This is a genomic window from Pseudomonas sp. KD5 (assembly GCF_012932895.1).
Taxonomy (GTDB): Bacteria; Pseudomonadota; Gammaproteobacteria; order Pseudomonadales; family Pseudomonadaceae; genus Aquipseudomonas.
In genome coordinates this window covers 38,620-54,230 of sequence record NZ_JDWJ01000017.1, presented here as the reverse complement: position 1 = coordinate 54,230, position 15,611 = coordinate 38,620, and the positions used below count along the sequence as shown (strand labels likewise).

The following is a 15,611-nucleotide window of genomic DNA, read 5'->3' as shown; positions in this document are numbered from 1 at the left end:
GATCACTCGTCGAGGAAAGAGCGCAAATGCTCGCTTCTCGTCGGGTGGCGCAGCTTGCGCAGCGCCTTGGCTTCGATCTGACGAATCCGTTCACGGGTCACGTCGAACTGCTTACCAACCTCCTCGAGGGTGTGGTCGGTATTCATGTCGATACCGAAGCGCATGCGCAAAACCTTGGCTTCACGGGCAGTGAGGCCGGACAGGACTTCGCGTGTCGCTTCTTTAAGGCTCTCAACGGTGGCGACATCGATTGGCGACTGCATGGTCGAGTCTTCGATGAAGTCACCCAGATGGGAGTCTTCGTCATCACCGATCGGGGTTTCCATGGAGATCGGCTCTTTAGCGATCTTCAATACCTTGCGGATCTTGTCCTCAGGCATTTCCATGCGTTCGCCCAGCTCTTCCGGGGTCGGTTCGCGACCCATTTCCTGCAACATCTGCCGGGAAATACGGTTGAGCTTGTTGATCGTCTCGATCATGTGCACCGGAATACGGATGGTGCGGGCCTGGTCGGCGATCGAGCGAGTGATCGCCTGACGGATCCACCAGGTGGCATAAGTCGAGAATTTGTAGCCACGGCGGTATTCGAACTTGTCTACCGCTTTCATCAAGCCAATGTTGCCTTCCTGGATCAGATCGAGGAACTGCAGGCCACGGTTGGTGTACTTCTTGGCGATGGAGATCACCAGACGCAAGTTCGCTTCGACCATCTCTTTCTTCGCGCGGCGGGCCTTGGCCTCACCGATCGACATGCGACGGTTGATGTCCTTGATCTCGGCAATCGTCAAACCGGTTTCGGTTTCCAGCGCGGTCAGCTTCTGCTGGCAACGAATGATATCCGGTTGCAGGCGACCAATGGCTTCAGCGTATTTGCTTTTGCCTTTGGCCAGTGCATCGCTCCAGCTTTCGTCGACTTCATTGCCCGGGAACTGGCGCAGGAAGTCGGCACGCGGCATGCGGGCATCACGAACGCACAATTGCATGATCGCGCGCTCTTGCTGACGCAGACGATCCAGGGCACTACGAACACGCTCGACCAGGCCTTCGAATTGCTTCGGCACCAGTTTGATCGGCATGAACAGCTCAGCCAGGGCCAACAGCTCGGCAATCGCAGCCTTGTTGTAGCGACCGTGCTTTTTCAGCGCCTTGCGGGTGATTTCCATCTGATCGGCGACAGCGCCAAAACGCTGTGCGGCGATGACCGGATCCGGACCGCTTTCGGCTTCTTCTTCGTCATCGCTTGCTTCGGCGTCATCGTCGTCGGTGTCGTCGGCAGCTGGAGCGGCTTTCGGGTCGACAGGCGGTGGCACTTCGGCTGCAGGCGGCGCAATGCCGTCGTCCGGGTCGATATAACCGCTCAGGACGTCGGACAGGCGGCCACCTTCGGTGGTGACGCGAGTGTACTCGGAGAGAATATGGTCAACCGTGCCAGGGAAGTGCGCGATTGCGCCCATCACTTCGCGGATGCCCTCTTCAATACGCTTGGCGATTTCGATTTCGCCTTCACGTGTGAGGAGCTCTACCGTACCCATTTCACGCATGTACATGCGCACTGGGTCGGTGGTGCGACCAATGTCGGTCTCGACCGCTGCCAACGCTGCTGCTGCCTCTTCGGCCGCGGCTTCGTCGGTATCGGCGTCGGCCAGCATAAGGGAATCCTTATCTGGCGCAACCTCGAATACGTTGATCCCCATGTCATTGATCATGCGGATGATGTCTTCCACCTGTTCCGGATCTGAAATATCCTCCGGCAGGTGGTCGTTGACCTCCGCGTAAGTCAGGTAGCCCTGCTCACGACCAAGTGTGATCAACTCTTTGATACGAGACTGCTGTTGCGCTTTTCCGGACATAACACCCTATCCACTGAAGGTCTTGGCGGGCAAAAAACAAGCCGAGGATTATACCTGAGCTATGACCTCACGCGCCAGTTGAGGTCGGGTTTGATGCGCAAACATTGCGGCTTAAAAGGTCGCGCAGTTGATTTTTCTCTTCGGTACTCAACTCACTTTGACGCGCTTTTCGAAGAAGTTGTTCCAGATTTCGCTCGCGTTGGCGGGCTGACAAGCTAGTAATGGTGTCGAAAAACTGTTGTTCAAGGTTATCTCCATCAATCAGCCATTCCTTTTCTGCCAGCGCTTTCAGCAGTCGGCCCTGTTCAGTGCCGTGCCAACGCGCAATCAGTTGAAATGAGTTTAGCTTGGGATTCTTCTGTACGGCTTCGAGCAGGGCGACCAGCAGTTGCGTGTTAGTGTGGTCTTCGGCCGCAAAGTGCCCGGCATCCTCGACTTTTTCGGCCAGTTGCGGGTGATGCAGCAACGTGCGCAAGGCGGCCAGGGTGGGTGGCTCTACAGCAGCCGGTACCCGTGGCGCGCGCGGTTGATCGCGATCGCCGCCGCGTTTGCCGTTCTTGTCCCACGGCTTCTTGTCCCATTTCTTGCCGCCTGCACCGGGCTTTTTCGGCGTCCACTCCTGCTGCGGCACATACATCTCTTGCGCCTGCGGCTGATGGTAGTCGCTGTAATCGGGCATGGCGTCGTAATCAATGCCCGGGTCGTACGCCGGTGGTGCTTCCTGAGGTGCGCTTTGCACCAGTTGACTCACGGCTTCACCGCTGAGCCCGGTAATTTCGGTCAGGCGCTGGCGCATCAGAATGCGTAGGTTGGCGCCTGGAACCTTGTCGATAAGTGGCGCGGCGAGGGTGGCCATGTGGGCCTTGCCTTCAAGCGAGCGCGGGTCCGATTCCTCGGTCAGCTGTTGGAAAAAATAATCGGCCAATGGCTGTGCATGCTGATTGATCCGTGCGCGGAAGGCGTCAGTGCCTTCGGAGCGGACCAGTGTGTCCGGGTCTTCGCCTTCGGGCAGGAATAGAAAGCGTGCACGCCGTCCGTCCTGCAGGCTCGGCAGCGTCGCCTCCAGTGCGCGCCACGCAGCATTGCGGCCGGCCTGGTCGCCGTCAAAGCAGAACAACACGTTGGGCACGACGCGAAACAGTCGCTTCAAGTGCTCTTCGCTGGTGGCGGTGCCCAGGGTCGCCACAGCATTGCGCAGGCCTTGCTGGGCGAGGGCGATGACGTCCATGTAGCCTTCGACGACGATGATTTCGTCGAGGTTGCGGTTGTTCTTGCGCGCTTCGTACAGGCCATAGAGTTCCTGGCCCTTATGGAAAACCGGGGTTTCCGGTGAGTTCAGGTATTTCGGCTTGTCATCGCCCAGTACCCGGCCGCCGAAGGCGATGATGCGCCCGCGACTGTCGCGGATCGGGAACATCACGCGATCGCGGAAGCGGTCATAGCGCTTGCCGGTTTCGGCGTTCTCCACCAGCAGGCCGGCATCGATCATGGCCTTTTGCTGCAGGGTGTCGCTGCTCAGATGCTTGAACAGGTTGTCCCAGCCGGGCGGAGCGAAACCGAGGCCGAAATCCCGAGCAATTTCGCCGGTCAATCCACGACCTTTCAAGTAATCCACAGCCGCTTTGCGCGCCGGATGGCTTTTCAGGGCCTGGCGGTAAAAATCGGCGGCAGCGGTGAGCAGCGGATACAGAGGCGAATCGGTGGGCTGTCGCGGTTTGTGCGGTCGGCCGCTTTCTTCGCGGGGGATTTCCATGCCGGCGGCTTTGGCCAGTTCTTCGACTGCCTGGGGGAAGTCCAGGTTGTCGTGGTCCATGATGAAGCCGAGGGCGTTACCGCCAGCGCCGCAACCGAAGCAGTAATAGAACTGTTTGTCGGGGCTGACGCTGAAGGAGGGGGTTTTCTCTTTGTGAAACGGGCAGCAGGCGGTGTAGTTCTTGCCGGCCTTTTTCATTTGCAGGCGCGAGCTGACCACATCGACGATGTCGGTGCGGTTCAGAAGGTCGTCAATGAAGCTCTGGGGAATTAGCCCGGCCATGGCGTTCTCGTCATCTGCGCTGAAATGGACCCGAAACGAAGTGCGGCCGAACGCAGGTCATTGTTTGAGGCGCGCAGGGTGTGCGGCTCGACCGGTGTCGTCTGCGTAATCGCTGTCGGGAAGTGTATCTGCCGAAAATCCACTGACGTTAGTACCAATCAGCATTCGACTATTCGAAAGTGTTTCGCTGAGTCCGGCGACGGCCAATCAATGGCCTCGGATAGCTCAATAAGCGGGCACGCAAGAAGGTGCCTTGGGCTGATCGTCGTGAGAGGAATCAGTGGGTGTGCTCGTCAGTAGCCTTGAAAGGCTCGTCAGAAAAGACGTGCACCGCTGGCAAAAGAGCCAGGTCTGACGCTGTGAAGCAGGTTTGTCTCGGTCGCGTCTGCGGCTTTGACGGTGAAGCATCAAGCGTTGTCCGCAAATGCCATTAGCCCGGCTGAGGGCCGGGCTTGGCAGAAGCTTGCTACGATCGTCTGTGTATTAGTACAGACGAACGGCGCGGCGCTGTTCGCGCTGTACTTTCTTGGCGTGACGCTTAACAGCGGCTGCTGCTTTGCGCTTACGCTCAGAAGTAGGCTTCTCGTAAAATTCGCGGCTACGAACTTCAGCCAGTACACCGGCTTTTTCGCAGGAGCGCTTGAAACGACGCAGAGCTACGTCGAAGGGTTCGTTCTCTTTAACTTTGACGGCTGGCATCCAGAGCTACCTTCATTCATTACCGGGGTCAACATCCTCGCGGCAAAAGAGCACTTGAAGACGTCGGTTTTTAAGGGTTGCGGATGTTAACCCCTCATCGCTCGGAATGCAAAGCCTCTGATCGAAAACCGCTGGTCGGGGCATCACGCGACGACTATTATGCGCGCCTTCGAATTCAGCCTCTACAAGGCGCAAACCCATGCTAGTACTGGGATTAGAAACCTCTTGCGACGAAACCGGTGTCGCACTTTACGACAGTGAACGCGGGTTGTTGGCCGATGCGCTGTTCAGTCAGATCGACCTGCATCGCGCTTATGGCGGCGTTGTGCCGGAGCTGGCTTCGCGCGATCACGTCAAACGCATGCTGCCCTTGATCCGTCAGGTACTGGCGGAGGCCGACTGCGTGCCGACCGAGATCGACGCCATCGCTTATACCGCCGGCCCCGGCCTGGTCGGAGCCCTGCTGGTAGGGGCTTCCTGCGCGCAGGCGCTGGCTTTTGCCTGGGGTATCCCGGCGCTGGGCGTGCACCACATGGAAGGTCACTTGCTGGCGCCGATGCTGGAACCGCAGCCACCGGAGTTCCCGTTCGTCGCTTTGTTGGTCTCGGGCGGTCATACGCAGCTGGTTCAGGTCGACGGGATCGGTCAGTACACGCTCTTGGGCGAGACCCTCGACGATGCCGCCGGCGAAGCGTTCGACAAAACTGCAAAAATGATGGGCCTCAATTATCCGGGTGGTCCGGAGATCGCTCGTCTGGCGGCGCAAGGCATTGACGGACGTTTCGTCTTTCCGCGTCCGATGTGTGATCGTCCGGGCCTGGCGTTTAGCTTCAGCGGTTTGAAAACCTTCGCCTTGAACACCTGGCAGCAATGCGTCAGCGCCGGGGACGACGGCGAGCAAGCCCGTTGCGACATCTCGCTGGCGTTCCAGCAGGCCGTGGTAGAGACTTTGACCATCAAGTGCAAGCGTGCCCTGAAACAGGCCGGCATGAAGCGTCTGGTGATCGCTGGCGGCGTCAGCGCCAACAAGGCGCTGCGCACTTCACTGGAAAAAATGCTCGGCGACATGAAGGGCGACGTGTTTTATGCCCGTCCGGAGTTCTGCACCGACAACGGTGCGATGATTGCGTTTGCTGGCTGCCAGCGCTTGCGGGCCGGCCAGCACGAAAGCCTGGCAATCAGCGTGCAGGCGCGTTGGCCGATGGAGCAGCTGTCGGCGCTGTGATGAGCGGTGCTCACGTGTGGCATTTAAAAATGCCGTTCGCGCCCGGCAAACAGGTCGCGTAGATTGCCGCGATGACGCCAGACGATCAGCCCCGTGAGCGCGCTCATGGGCAGCAGTGCCGCCGGCTCTTGCCAGGCGAGCAGCGGCAGGGTCAGGGGTGTGGCAATCAGTGCGGCGAGTGAGCTGGTGCGGGTCAGGTAGAACGTCAACAGCCAGGCACAGACTGCCAGCAGCGCAGCGGGTGGATAGAGCCCCAGCAGCATGCCGGCCGCAGTGGCGACACCTTTGCCGCCGCGAAAACGGAAGTACAGTGGGAACAGATGACCGATGACGGCGAAGACGCCGATCCAGGCCTGTTCCTGCAGTGAAAGGCCCATTGCACCTGCGACCAGCACGGGCAGCAGGCCTTTGCAGAGGTCGCCGAGCAAGGTCAGGATGGCGAGTTTTTTGCCGGCCAGACGAAACATATTGGTGGCACCGGCATTGCCCGAGCCACTCATTCGCGGATCGGGGTTACCGGTCAGGCGGCTGAGCAAAATGGCGAAGGACAGAGAGCCGAGCAGGTAGGCGAAAATCGCCAGTGACCAAAACATGCTAACTATTCCGGGCGAGGACGCCCTGATTCTAACGGCGCATTGCGCCCTTGTCGTGCAGCGGAGAGAAGTGCTTGGACAGAGTGTTTATCGAGGGCCTGGAAGTCGACACCGTGATTGGTGCCTACGACTGGGAACGAGGCATCCGACAGTGTCTGCGACTTGATCTGAGCTTCGCCTGGGACAATCGTCCGGCCGCTGCTGGTGATGACCTGACCCTGGCGCTTGACTACGCGAGCGTTTCGTCACGCATCCAGGCTTTTGCCGAGCAGGCGCAGTTCCAGCTGGTCGAGACCTTTGCCGAGCGTCTGACGGAAGTGCTGATGAGTGAATTCAAGATCACCTGGATGCACCTCAGGCTGACCAAGCCAGGTGCCGTTCCGGCGGCCAAGGGCGTTGGTGTGGAGATCGAGCGCGGATGTCGCTGACTCAGGTGTACCTCGGGCTCGGTAGCAACATCGAGCGCGAATCCCATTTGCAGGCTGGTCTGGACGCCCTGGCGGGTTTCCTGGTGGATATGCGCTGCTCGGCGGTGTTCGAAAGCCAGCCGGTGGGGATCAAGAGCGGGCCGTTTTTCAACTTTGTGGTCTCGGCCTATACCGATCTACCGTTGATGGAGCTGGATCGACGGCTGAAATTCATCGAGGCGGACAACGGCCGTTACGCGCCGGACCGCAAGGGCTTGCCGCTGGATATCGATGTGCTGCTGTTTGGCGATCTGGTGGGCAATTTCGATGGGTTGGTCTTGCCGCGGGCTGAGATTCTGAAAAACGCCTTCGTGCTGTGGCCGTTGTCGCTGATTGCGCCGGACAGAGTGCATCCGGGTGTAGGCAAAAGCTTTGCGACCTTGTGGAGCGAGGCGCGGATCGATCAGGTGTTGGCGCCGGTGGCTTTTGAGTGGCGTGGCCAGCAGTTGACCCCTTCGAATTTGCTGTGAGGCGGATGACGCCTTCGCCGGCAAGCCCGCTCCCACAGGCTCTATGCAAAACTCTGTGGGAGCGGGCTTGCCCCGTGCTTTCAAACTGACGCCGCGTCTTTGTAAGCCTTCAACGCCTTGAGCCGCTCGCGCTTGATCGCCTCGCCCAATTCCGGCCCCTTGAATCCCTTCTCCAGCAACGGCTGAACCGCCACGCTTCGCGCTGCAGTCGCCGCCCCGCGCAAATAATCCGCCTGTGGATAACTTCGCTGTTCCAGGCCTTTGCGCCCTCGAGCGTCCATCTCGCACGCCGCAATAAACTCCTCAAAGCGCTGAGGTCGACGATAGACGTCGAAGCTCTGCAGCAACTCCAGCAAGGTCGACGGTTTCAGCTCCAGAGCCCGATGGCCATGGGTGTGATACTCGCCCACCAGCAGTGCCAATTCCTGACAATCCTTCGGTGCCTTGAAGCGCACGTTGACCGCTTTGATCAGCTTCAGGCCTTTGTGCTCGTGGGCGATGTGGCGAGGCCATTCCTCCTCGGGCGTCAGTCCTTTGCCCAAGTCATGCAGCAGGCAGGCCCAGCGCACGGTCAGCGGTTGTTTGTGCTGTGCCGCTTGCTCCAGCACGCTCAGGGTATGCACGCCTGTGTCGATTTCCGGGTGGTGGGCCTCGGGTTGCGGTACACCGAACAGCGCATCGACTTCCGGCATCAGCACTTTGAGCGCACCGCACTCGCGCAGCACCTGGATGAACACCTGGGGTTGGTCTTCCATCAGCGCGCGGGCGATTTCTTTCCAGCTGCGTTCCGCGGTCAGTGCCTCCAGTTCACCCGATTCGCTGAGTTGCCGCATCAGCGCCAGTGTCTCGGGGGCGACGGTGAAACCCAGCCCTGCATAACGCGCGGCGAAGCGGGCAACGCGCAGAACGCGGAGCGGATCTTCGGCGAACGCGGGGGAAACATGACGAAGCAGGCGAGCCTCGAGATCCCGCTGGCCATGGTAGGGGTCGGTCAGGTTCTGCTGATCGTCTTCGGCCATGGCGTTGATCGTCAGGTCACGACGAATCAGGTCTTCTTCGAGCGTGACTTCGGGGCTGGCGTGAAAGGTGAAGCCGCCGTAACCGCGTCCGCTTTTGCGCTCAGTGCGGGCGAGGGCGTATTCCTCACCGCTTTTGGGGTGAAGAAACACTGGAAAATCCGCACCCACCGGGCGAAAGCCCTTGGCGAGCATTTCTTCGGTGGTAGCGCCTACCACGACCCAGTCGATATCGGTGACAGGCCTGCCCAGCAGGCGATCGCGTACCGCACCACCGACTTTATAAATCTGCATAAAAAACCTCCGTTAGCCCGACAGAATAACCTTTGCGTCGAACTTCCGGAGGCCGAAACAGGATCAAAGATGAATGACAGCCAAGTCTAACCGGCCGTAGTCCCCCTCGCCGTGTTCGCTTCTGGGTGGAACATGGTGGGTTTTCACCACCTGATCCCCTTGCAGGGTTTCCAGGTGAATGTCGAAGCCCCAGAGCCGGTGCAGGTGCTTGAGCACTTCCTCGGTGGAATCGCCGAGCGGCTTGCGGTCGTGCTGCTGGTGACGCAAGGTCAGCGAGCGGTCCCCGCGCCGGTCGATGCTGTAGATCTGGATGTTGGGTTCGCGATTGCCGAGGTTGTATTGCGCCGCCAGGGTTTCGCGGATGGTTCGATAGCCCTCTTCGTCGTGGATCGCCGGAACCAGCAGATCATCCTTCTGGTCGTCATCGAGGATGCTGAACAGCTTCAGGTCGCGGATCACCTTGGGTGACAGGTACTGCAGGATGAAGCTCTCGTCCTTGAAGCTGCTCATGGCGAATTTGATGCTGGACAACCAGTCTGTGCCGGCGATTTCCGGGAACCAGCGGTAGTCCTCTTCGGTAGGCTGTTCGCATATCCGCCGGATATCGCGATACATGGCAAAACCGAGGGTGTAGGGGTTGATTCCGCTGTAGTAGGGGCTGTCGAAGCCCGGCTGGAACACCACGCTGGTATGGGACGTCAGGAACTCCATCATGAAGCCATCGGTGACCAGGCCTTCGTCATACAAGTCGTTCATCAAGGTGTAGTGCCAGAAGGTGGCCCAGCCTTCGTTCATTACCTGTGTCTGGCGCTGTGGATAAAAATACTGGGCGATCTTGCGCACGATCCGCACGATTTCACGTTGCCATGGCTCCAGCAGCGGGGCGTGTTTTTCGATGAAATACAGGATGTTTTCCTGAGGCTCGGCGGGGAAGCGTGCGTTGTCCTTGTCGCTGAATTTGTCCGCGCCTTTTGGAATGGTCCGCCACAAATCGTTGATCTGCTTTTGCAGATGTTCTTCCCGATCCTTCTGCCGACGGCGTTCTTCTTCGGCGGAAATCGGATAAGGGCGTTTGTAACGGTCGACCCCGTAATTCATCAGCGCATGGCAGGAATCGAGCAAGTCCTCTACCGCGTCGATACCGTGGCGTTCTTCGCACTGCATGATGTACTGCTTGGCGAACACCAGGTAATCGATGATCGAACTGGCGTCGGTCCAGGTGCGAAACAGGTAATTACCCTTGAAGAAGCTGTTATGGCCATAGCAGGCGTGAGCCACCACCAGGGCCTGCATGCAGATGGTGTTTTCTTCCATCAGATAGGCGATGCAAGGGTCCGAGTTGATCACAATCTCGTAGGCCAGCCCCATCTGGCCGCGGCTGTAGGATTTTTCGGTACTTAGGAAGTGTTTGCCATAGGACCAATGGTGATAACCCAGGGGCATGCCCACTGAGGCGTAGGCGTCCATCATCTGTTCGGCAGTGATCACTTCGATCTGGTTGGGGTAGGTATCGAGCGCATAGCGGGCCGCGAGACGACTGATTTCGCGGTCGTAGGCCTGGATCAGCTCGAACGTCCATTCAGAGCCGGTGGAAATGGGTTGGCGCTTTTGCTCTTTGGCGGTCATGTCACTAACCTGCGCTGGAAGAGTTCACGGAAGACCGGATAGATGTCCCCGGCCGAGACCAGTTGCTGCTGGGCAAAAGTGTCAGAGAAGGCTTCGGCGATGCGTTCGTACTCGAACCACAGGGCCTGGTGTTCGCGCGGGGTAATCTCTACATAAGTGTAGTACTGCACGAACGGCATGATCTGATTGATCAGAATGTCGCGGCAGATCGGCGAGTCGTCGTTCCAGTTATCGCCGTCGGACGCCTGGGCGGCATAGATATTCCACTCATTGCTCGGATAACGCTCGGCCATGATCTCCTGCATCAGTTTAAGGGCGCTGGAGACGATGGTGCCGCCGGTTTCCCGGGAGTAGAAAAACTCCTCCTCATCCACTTCGCGGGCACTGGTGTGGTGGCGGATGAACACGACGTCGATTTTGTCGTAGTTCCGCTTGAGGAACAGGTACAGCAGGATGAAGAAGCGCTTGGCGATGTCTTTGGTCGCCTGGGTCATGGAGCCGGACACGTCCATCAGGCAGAACATCACTGCTTTGGAGCTCGGGTTCGGCTGTTTGATCAACAGGTTGTACTTGAGGTCAAAGGTGTCGAGAAATGGCACTCGGTGAATGCGCGCACTGAGTTTCTCGATTTCCGCTTCGAGTTCCTGGATGTCGCCGAAGTTGTCCGGCTCCTCCCGTCTAAGCCGGGCGAGCTCCTCTTTGACTTCGCGCAGTTTTGCCCGGCTGCTGCCGGACAGGGCGATTCGCCGGGCATGGGCCGAGCGCAGCGTACGGATGATGTTGATCCGTGACGGGTTGCCCTCGTTGCTGATGCCCGCGCGTACGGTCTTGAAGGTGTCGGTGCCGGTCAGGTGACGTTTGACCAGGTTAGGCAGTTCAAGGTCCTCGAACATGAATTCGAGGAATTCTTCCTGGGTGATCTGGAAGACGAACTCGTCCATCCCTTCACCCGAGTTACCGGCCTTGCCGGGGCCTCTGCCGCCGCCACCTCCGGGCGGACGGGCAATGTGCTCGCCGCTGGTGAACTCCTTGTTGCCCGGGTGCACGATGGTCTGCTTGCCGCCCCGGCCATGGTGAAGCACCGGCTCGTCGATGTCGCGGCCGGGAATGCTGATTTGCTCGCCGTGTTCCATATCGGTAATGGAACGCCGGCCTACCGCCTCTTCGACGGCCTTTTTGATGTGATCACGGTAGCGCCGCAGAAACCGCTGACGGTTTACCGTGCTCTTGTTCTTGCCATTGAGACGTCGGTCGATCACATAGCTCATGACTGCTCCTTAGAAGCTGTCCTGAAAGGGGCGAGCGGTTACGCAGCATCGACCTGTGCCGAGGGATGTTCACGCTCCCCCAAGCGCTTCTGGATGCTGCCTGAACCTCGTTACCGACTTTCGAACACCTCCCAGAGGTCTGTGTAACAGAAAAAGCGTACACAGGCCTCTGGCTAACGACAACCGGTCTGGCCGGCAGCGGGTTACTGTGATTTTCTGACCCGCAAGTACCACTCGGACAGCAGTCGTACCTGTTTGTCGGTGTAGCCCCGCTCGACCATCCGTGTGACGAAGTCGTTGTGCTTCTGCTGGTCCTCTTTGCTGGCCTTGGCGTTGAAGCTGATGACCGGCAGAAGGTCCTCGGTGTTGGAGAACATTTTCTTCTCGATGACCACCCGCAGTTTTTCGTAGCTGAGCCAGGTTGGGTTCTTGCCGTTGTTGTTGGCACGGGCGCGCAGTACGAAGTTGACGATTTCGTTGCGGAAATCCTTCGGATTGCTGATGCCGGCCGGTTTCTCGATTTTCTCCAGTTCCTCGTTCAGGGCTACGCGGTTGAGGATCTCGCCGGTTTCCGGGTCGCGGTATTCCTGATCCTGAATCCAGAAGTCGGCGTACAGCACGTAGCGATCGAAGATGTTCTGGCCGTACTCGCTGTAAGACTCGAGGTAGGCAGTCTGGATCTCCTTGCCGATGAACTCGATGTAACGCGGCGCCAGGTACTCTTTCAGGAAGCGCAGATAGCGTTCGCGTGTCTCGGCCTGGAATTGTTCCTGTTCGATCTGCTGTTCCAGCACGTAGAGCAGATGCACCGGGTTGGCGGCGATTTCGTGCGGATCGAAGTTGAAGACCTTCGACAGGATCTTGAAGGCGAAGCGGGTCGACAGACCGTTCATGCCTTCGTCGACACCTGCTGCATCGCGGTATTCCTGGATCGACTTGGCCTTCGGATCGGTGTCCTTGAGGTTTTCGCCGTCATACACGCGCATCTTGGAGTAGATGTTGGAGTTTTCCGGCTCTTTAAGGCGCGAGAGCACGGTGAACTGAGCGAGCATTTTCAGCGTGTCGGGCGCGCAATGGGCCTTGGCCAGCGAACTGTTGAACAACAGCTTGTCGTAGATCTTCACCTCGTCGCTGACGCGCAGGCAGTACGGCACTTTGACGATATAGATCCGGTCGATGAAGGCTTCGTTGTTCTTGTTGTTGCGGAAGGTGTGCCATTCCGATTCGTTGGAGTGGGCCAGCAGAATCCCGGTGAACGGAATTGCCCCCAAGCCTTCGGTGCTGTTGTAGTTGCCTTCCTGAGTGGCCGTCAGCAATGGGTGCAGCACCTTGATCGGTGCCTTGAACATTTCGACGAATTCCATCAGGCCCTGGTTGGCCCGGCACAGCGCGCCCGAATAGCTGTAGGCATCGGCGTCGTTCTGCGGGAACTCTTCCAGTTTGCGAATATCGACCTTGCCCACCAGTGCCGAGATGTCCTGGTTGTTTTCATCGCCCGGCTCGGTTTTCGCAACTGCAATCTGGTTGAGGATCGACGGATAGAGTTTCACCACGCGGAACTGGCTGATGTCGCCGCCGAATTCGGCCAGGCGCTTGGTGGCCCATGGCGACATGATGGTGTTGAGGTAGCGCCGGGGAATGCCGAAGTCTTCCTCGAGGATCGCGCCATCTTCAGTGGCGTTGAACAGACCCAGGGGCGACTCGAAAACCGGCGAGCCCTTGATTGCGTAAAAGGGCACTTTCTCGATCAGCTGCTTGAGCTTTTCGGCCAAAGATGACTTACCGCCACCGACTGGGCCCAGCAGGTAGAGGATCTGTTTCTTTTCTTCCAGACCCTGAGCGGCATGGCGGAAATACGACACGATCTGGTCGATGCATTCTTCCATCCCGTGGAAGTCTTCAAAGGCCGGATAGCGGCGGATCACCTTGTTGGAAAATATGCGCGACAGCCTCGAGTTGGTTGAGGTGTCGAGCAGTTCCGGTTCGCCGATGGCCAGCAAGAGACGCTCGGCCGCGGAAACGTAGGCGCTGCGGTCCTTTTTGCACAGTTCCAGATACTCTTGCAGCGAGAGTTCTTCCTGGCGCGTGGACTCGAAGCGTTGTTGGAAGTGGCTAAAGATACTCATGACGTCACCTCGCTCGATACGTGGAGCCGACGCCGGATCACTCAGTCGATGCTGGCAGCAACCGAACAGGCAGTTGCTGTTTACCCCCCAGAACTCTTCCGGAGCTGACTACTCCGAAAGCTACTCCCGATGACCCGTGCGCCGGTGTACCGGCTCTCCCCTGTTTTGGATGGCCTGCGCTTAAGGATAGTTGGGAATTTGGGAGGTAAAGGCAAGATACGTAATTAGTTGTGGCAGACCGTTCGTCTGTAATCGCGCGAGCCCACGGGGGCCGGGGCTTGCGCATTACAAAATAATTATTCGGAAGTGCCTTGCGCCGTTTCCGAAGGATAGGTCGTACGCCACAGCTCAAAACCGCCGTCCATGCTGTAGACGTCGGAAAAGCCCTGGCTGATCAGATAAGCAGCTGCGCCCTGGCTGGAATTTCCGTGATAGCAGACCACTACCGTCGGCGCATCCAGATCGGCGCCCTGGATGAAAGCATGCAGAGAGTGGTTATCCAGATGCTTCGAGCCGGTGATGTGCAGCGCGGCAAATGTTGCCGGGTCGCGGACATCGACCACCACCGCGCCTTGTTCGCGCAGGGCCTGGGCCTGTTCTGGGGGGATACGTTTGAATTCGCTCATGGCGGGCTCCTGTGGCTCGGCTGAAAGCGCAGTCTAGCGCGGGGCGCTGGCTGACGTTTGTTCGGGAATAGAGGTGGCGACTGCCGGTCGAAGGTGGCCATGGGCGTCGCATTTGCATTGCAGGCGCTCAAAGGTGTCGACATTCATCAGGGTCATGGCGCCACCCCAGACGCAACCGCTATCGAGTGCAAACAGCCCCGGTTCGTCGCACTGGCCTTCGAGCGCCGCCCAATGGCCGAAGATGATCTTCAGGCCTTTGGTTTTACGCTCCTTGTGCGCGAACCACGGCGCATAGCCCGGCGGTGCGGTGTCGATGCCTTCCTTGCCCTTGAGGTCGAGTTTGCCGTCGCTGGTGCAAAAACGCATCCGGGTGAAATAGTTGGTGATGACTCGCAGGCGGGCGGCGCCTTTGAGATCGCTATTCCATTTCACCGGCTCGTTGCCGTACATGCCGTCAAGGTAAGGCGCGAAGCGGTTGTCATCGTGCAGGGCTTCTTCGACTTCGGCGGCGCACTTCAAGGCTTTGCGCAGCGACCATTGCGGCGGGATACCGGCATGGACCAGGGCGATATCACGTTGTTCATCGTAGTGCATGAGCTTTTGCTGGCGAACCCACTCCAGCAGGTCCGCGCGATCGGGTGCTTCGAGGATCTCACGCAAGGTATCGGCTTTCTTCAGGCGCTCGATGTTTTGCCCGACGGCCAGCAAGTGCAGGTCATGGTTGCCGAGTACGCATACCAGCGACTCGCGGATGCCATAGAGGAAGCGCAGGGTTTCCAGCGACTGTGGGCCACGGTTGACGAGATCACCCACCAGCCACAGGCGATCTCGGGCAGGGTCGAAGGCCACTTGCTCGAGCAGGCATTTGAGCGGTTCAAGGCAACCTTGCACATCACCGACGGCATACGTCGCCATCAGTGCAACGCCCCAGGGACCGCCAGACGGAACGGCGCGATGATGGCGTCGAAGTGCTTACCGTCTTCGGCGAGCATCTGGTAGGTGCCCTGCATCGTGCCGACCTTGGAGGTCATGACGGTGCCGCTGCTGTAAGTGTGGCTCTGGCCAACCTCGATCAACGGCTGCTGGCCGACGACGCCCGCACCGCGAACCTCCTCGACATGGCCGTCACCGTCGGTGATGACCCAATGCCGTGAAAGCAGTCTGGCGGGTAGCAGGCCATTGTTTTGCACGGTGATGGTGTAGGCGAAGGCAAAGCGGTTTTGCTCGGGTTGCGATTGTTCTGCCAGATAGCGGGTGACGACGCTGACGTCGACCTGATAACGAGGATCGGACATGCAAAAGGCCTTAGAAACGAA

General features: G+C 58.8%; 14 protein-coding genes. 3 read left to right on the top strand and 11 right to left on the bottom strand.

The features are described from left to right. Window positions 1-2 precede the first annotated feature (2 nt). From rpoD to rpsU, 3 genes are all read right to left on the bottom strand, one after another. Window positions 3-1,850, bottom strand: a complete 1,848-nt coding sequence (gene rpoD / locus AF70_RS27545; protein WP_019580727.1) for an RNA polymerase sigma factor RpoD — start codon at window positions 1,848-1,850, stop codon at window positions 3-5. A gap of 67 nt (window positions 1,851-1,917) precedes the next feature. Next, window positions 1,918-3,885, bottom strand: coding sequence for a DNA primase (gene dnaG, locus AF70_RS27540; protein ID WP_019580728.1), 1,968 nt, complete (start codon window positions 3,883-3,885; stop codon window positions 1,918-1,920). A 483-nt stretch (window positions 3,886-4,368) separates the two neighbouring features. After that, a complete protein-coding gene (rpsU, locus tag AF70_RS27535; protein ID WP_002551877.1) occupies window positions 4,369-4,584 on the bottom strand; it encodes a 30S ribosomal protein S21 in 216 nt (71 codons plus the stop codon). Between the two features lie 199 nt (window positions 4,585-4,783). Between rpsU and tsaD the strand changes: the two genes are divergently transcribed. After that, a complete protein-coding gene (tsaD, locus tag AF70_RS27530; RefSeq protein ID WP_028940275.1) occupies window positions 4,784-5,809 on the top strand; it encodes a tRNA (adenosine(37)-N6)-threonylcarbamoyltransferase complex transferase subunit TsaD in 1,026 nt (341 codons plus the stop codon). A 23-nt stretch (window positions 5,810-5,832) separates the two neighbouring features. On the opposite strand, the gene plsY is transcribed toward tsaD, so the two are convergent. Beyond that, window positions 5,833-6,402 (bottom strand): glycerol-3-phosphate 1-O-acyltransferase PlsY, encoded by a 570-nt coding sequence (plsY, locus tag AF70_RS27525; RefSeq protein WP_018928842.1) that lies wholly within the window; start codon window positions 6,400-6,402, stop codon window positions 5,833-5,835. A gap of 74 nt (window positions 6,403-6,476) precedes the next feature. Here plsY and folB point away from each other — a divergent pair, with 74 nt between their 5' ends. Together folB and folK are read left to right on the top strand one after the other, a co-directional pair. Beyond that, the gene (folB, locus tag AF70_RS27520) at window positions 6,477-6,830 is read left to right on the top strand and encodes a dihydroneopterin aldolase (protein WP_028940276.1); all 354 of its coding nucleotides are present in this window, start codon (window positions 6,477-6,479) and stop codon (window positions 6,828-6,830) included. Beyond that, entirely contained in the window at window positions 6,821-7,339 is a 519-nt protein-coding gene (gene folK, locus AF70_RS27515) for a 2-amino-4-hydroxy-6-hydroxymethyldihydropteridine diphosphokinase (protein WP_019580731.1), read from the top strand. The genes folB and folK overlap by 10 nt, the downstream gene beginning before the upstream one ends. An 80-nt stretch (window positions 7,340-7,419) precedes the next feature. Here folK and AF70_RS27510 read toward each other — a convergent pair whose 3' ends face one another. From AF70_RS27510 to apaG, 7 genes are all read right to left on the bottom strand, one after another. Continuing rightward, window positions 7,420-8,649, bottom strand: a complete 1,230-nt coding sequence (locus AF70_RS27510) for a multifunctional CCA addition/repair protein (protein WP_019580732.1) — start codon at window positions 8,647-8,649, stop codon at window positions 7,420-7,422. A 63-nt stretch (window positions 8,650-8,712) separates the two neighbouring features. Next, a complete protein-coding gene (locus AF70_RS27505) occupies window positions 8,713-10,275 on the bottom strand; it encodes a SpoVR family protein (protein WP_018928846.1) in 1,563 nt (520 codons plus the stop codon). Then, on the bottom strand, window positions 10,272-11,543 hold the full coding sequence (locus AF70_RS27500) for a YeaH/YhbH family protein (protein ID WP_018928847.1): 1,272 nt from the start codon (window positions 11,541-11,543) through the stop codon (window positions 10,272-10,274). The genes AF70_RS27505 and AF70_RS27500 overlap by 4 nt, the downstream gene beginning before the upstream one ends. 203 nt (window positions 11,544-11,746) lie before the next feature. After that, window positions 11,747-13,669, bottom strand: a complete 1,923-nt coding sequence (locus AF70_RS27495) for a PrkA family serine protein kinase (protein ID WP_007904259.1) — start codon at window positions 13,667-13,669, stop codon at window positions 11,747-11,749. Window positions 13,670-13,965: 296 nt separating this feature from the next. Continuing rightward, entirely contained in the window at window positions 13,966-14,295 is a 330-nt protein-coding gene (glpE, locus tag AF70_RS27490) for a thiosulfate sulfurtransferase GlpE (protein ID WP_018928848.1), read from the bottom strand. Between the two features lie 33 nt (window positions 14,296-14,328). Continuing rightward, window positions 14,329-15,210: a symmetrical bis(5'-nucleosyl)-tetraphosphatase gene (locus AF70_RS27485; protein WP_028940277.1), complete on the bottom strand. Its 882-nt coding sequence runs from the start codon at window positions 15,208-15,210 to the stop codon at window positions 14,329-14,331. Continuing rightward, window positions 15,210-15,590, bottom strand: coding sequence for a Co2+/Mg2+ efflux protein ApaG (gene apaG / locus AF70_RS27480; RefSeq protein WP_019580734.1), 381 nt, complete (start codon window positions 15,588-15,590; stop codon window positions 15,210-15,212). Before apaG ends, AF70_RS27485 begins: the two co-directional genes overlap by 1 nt. Window positions 15,591-15,611: the final 21 nt, after the last annotated feature.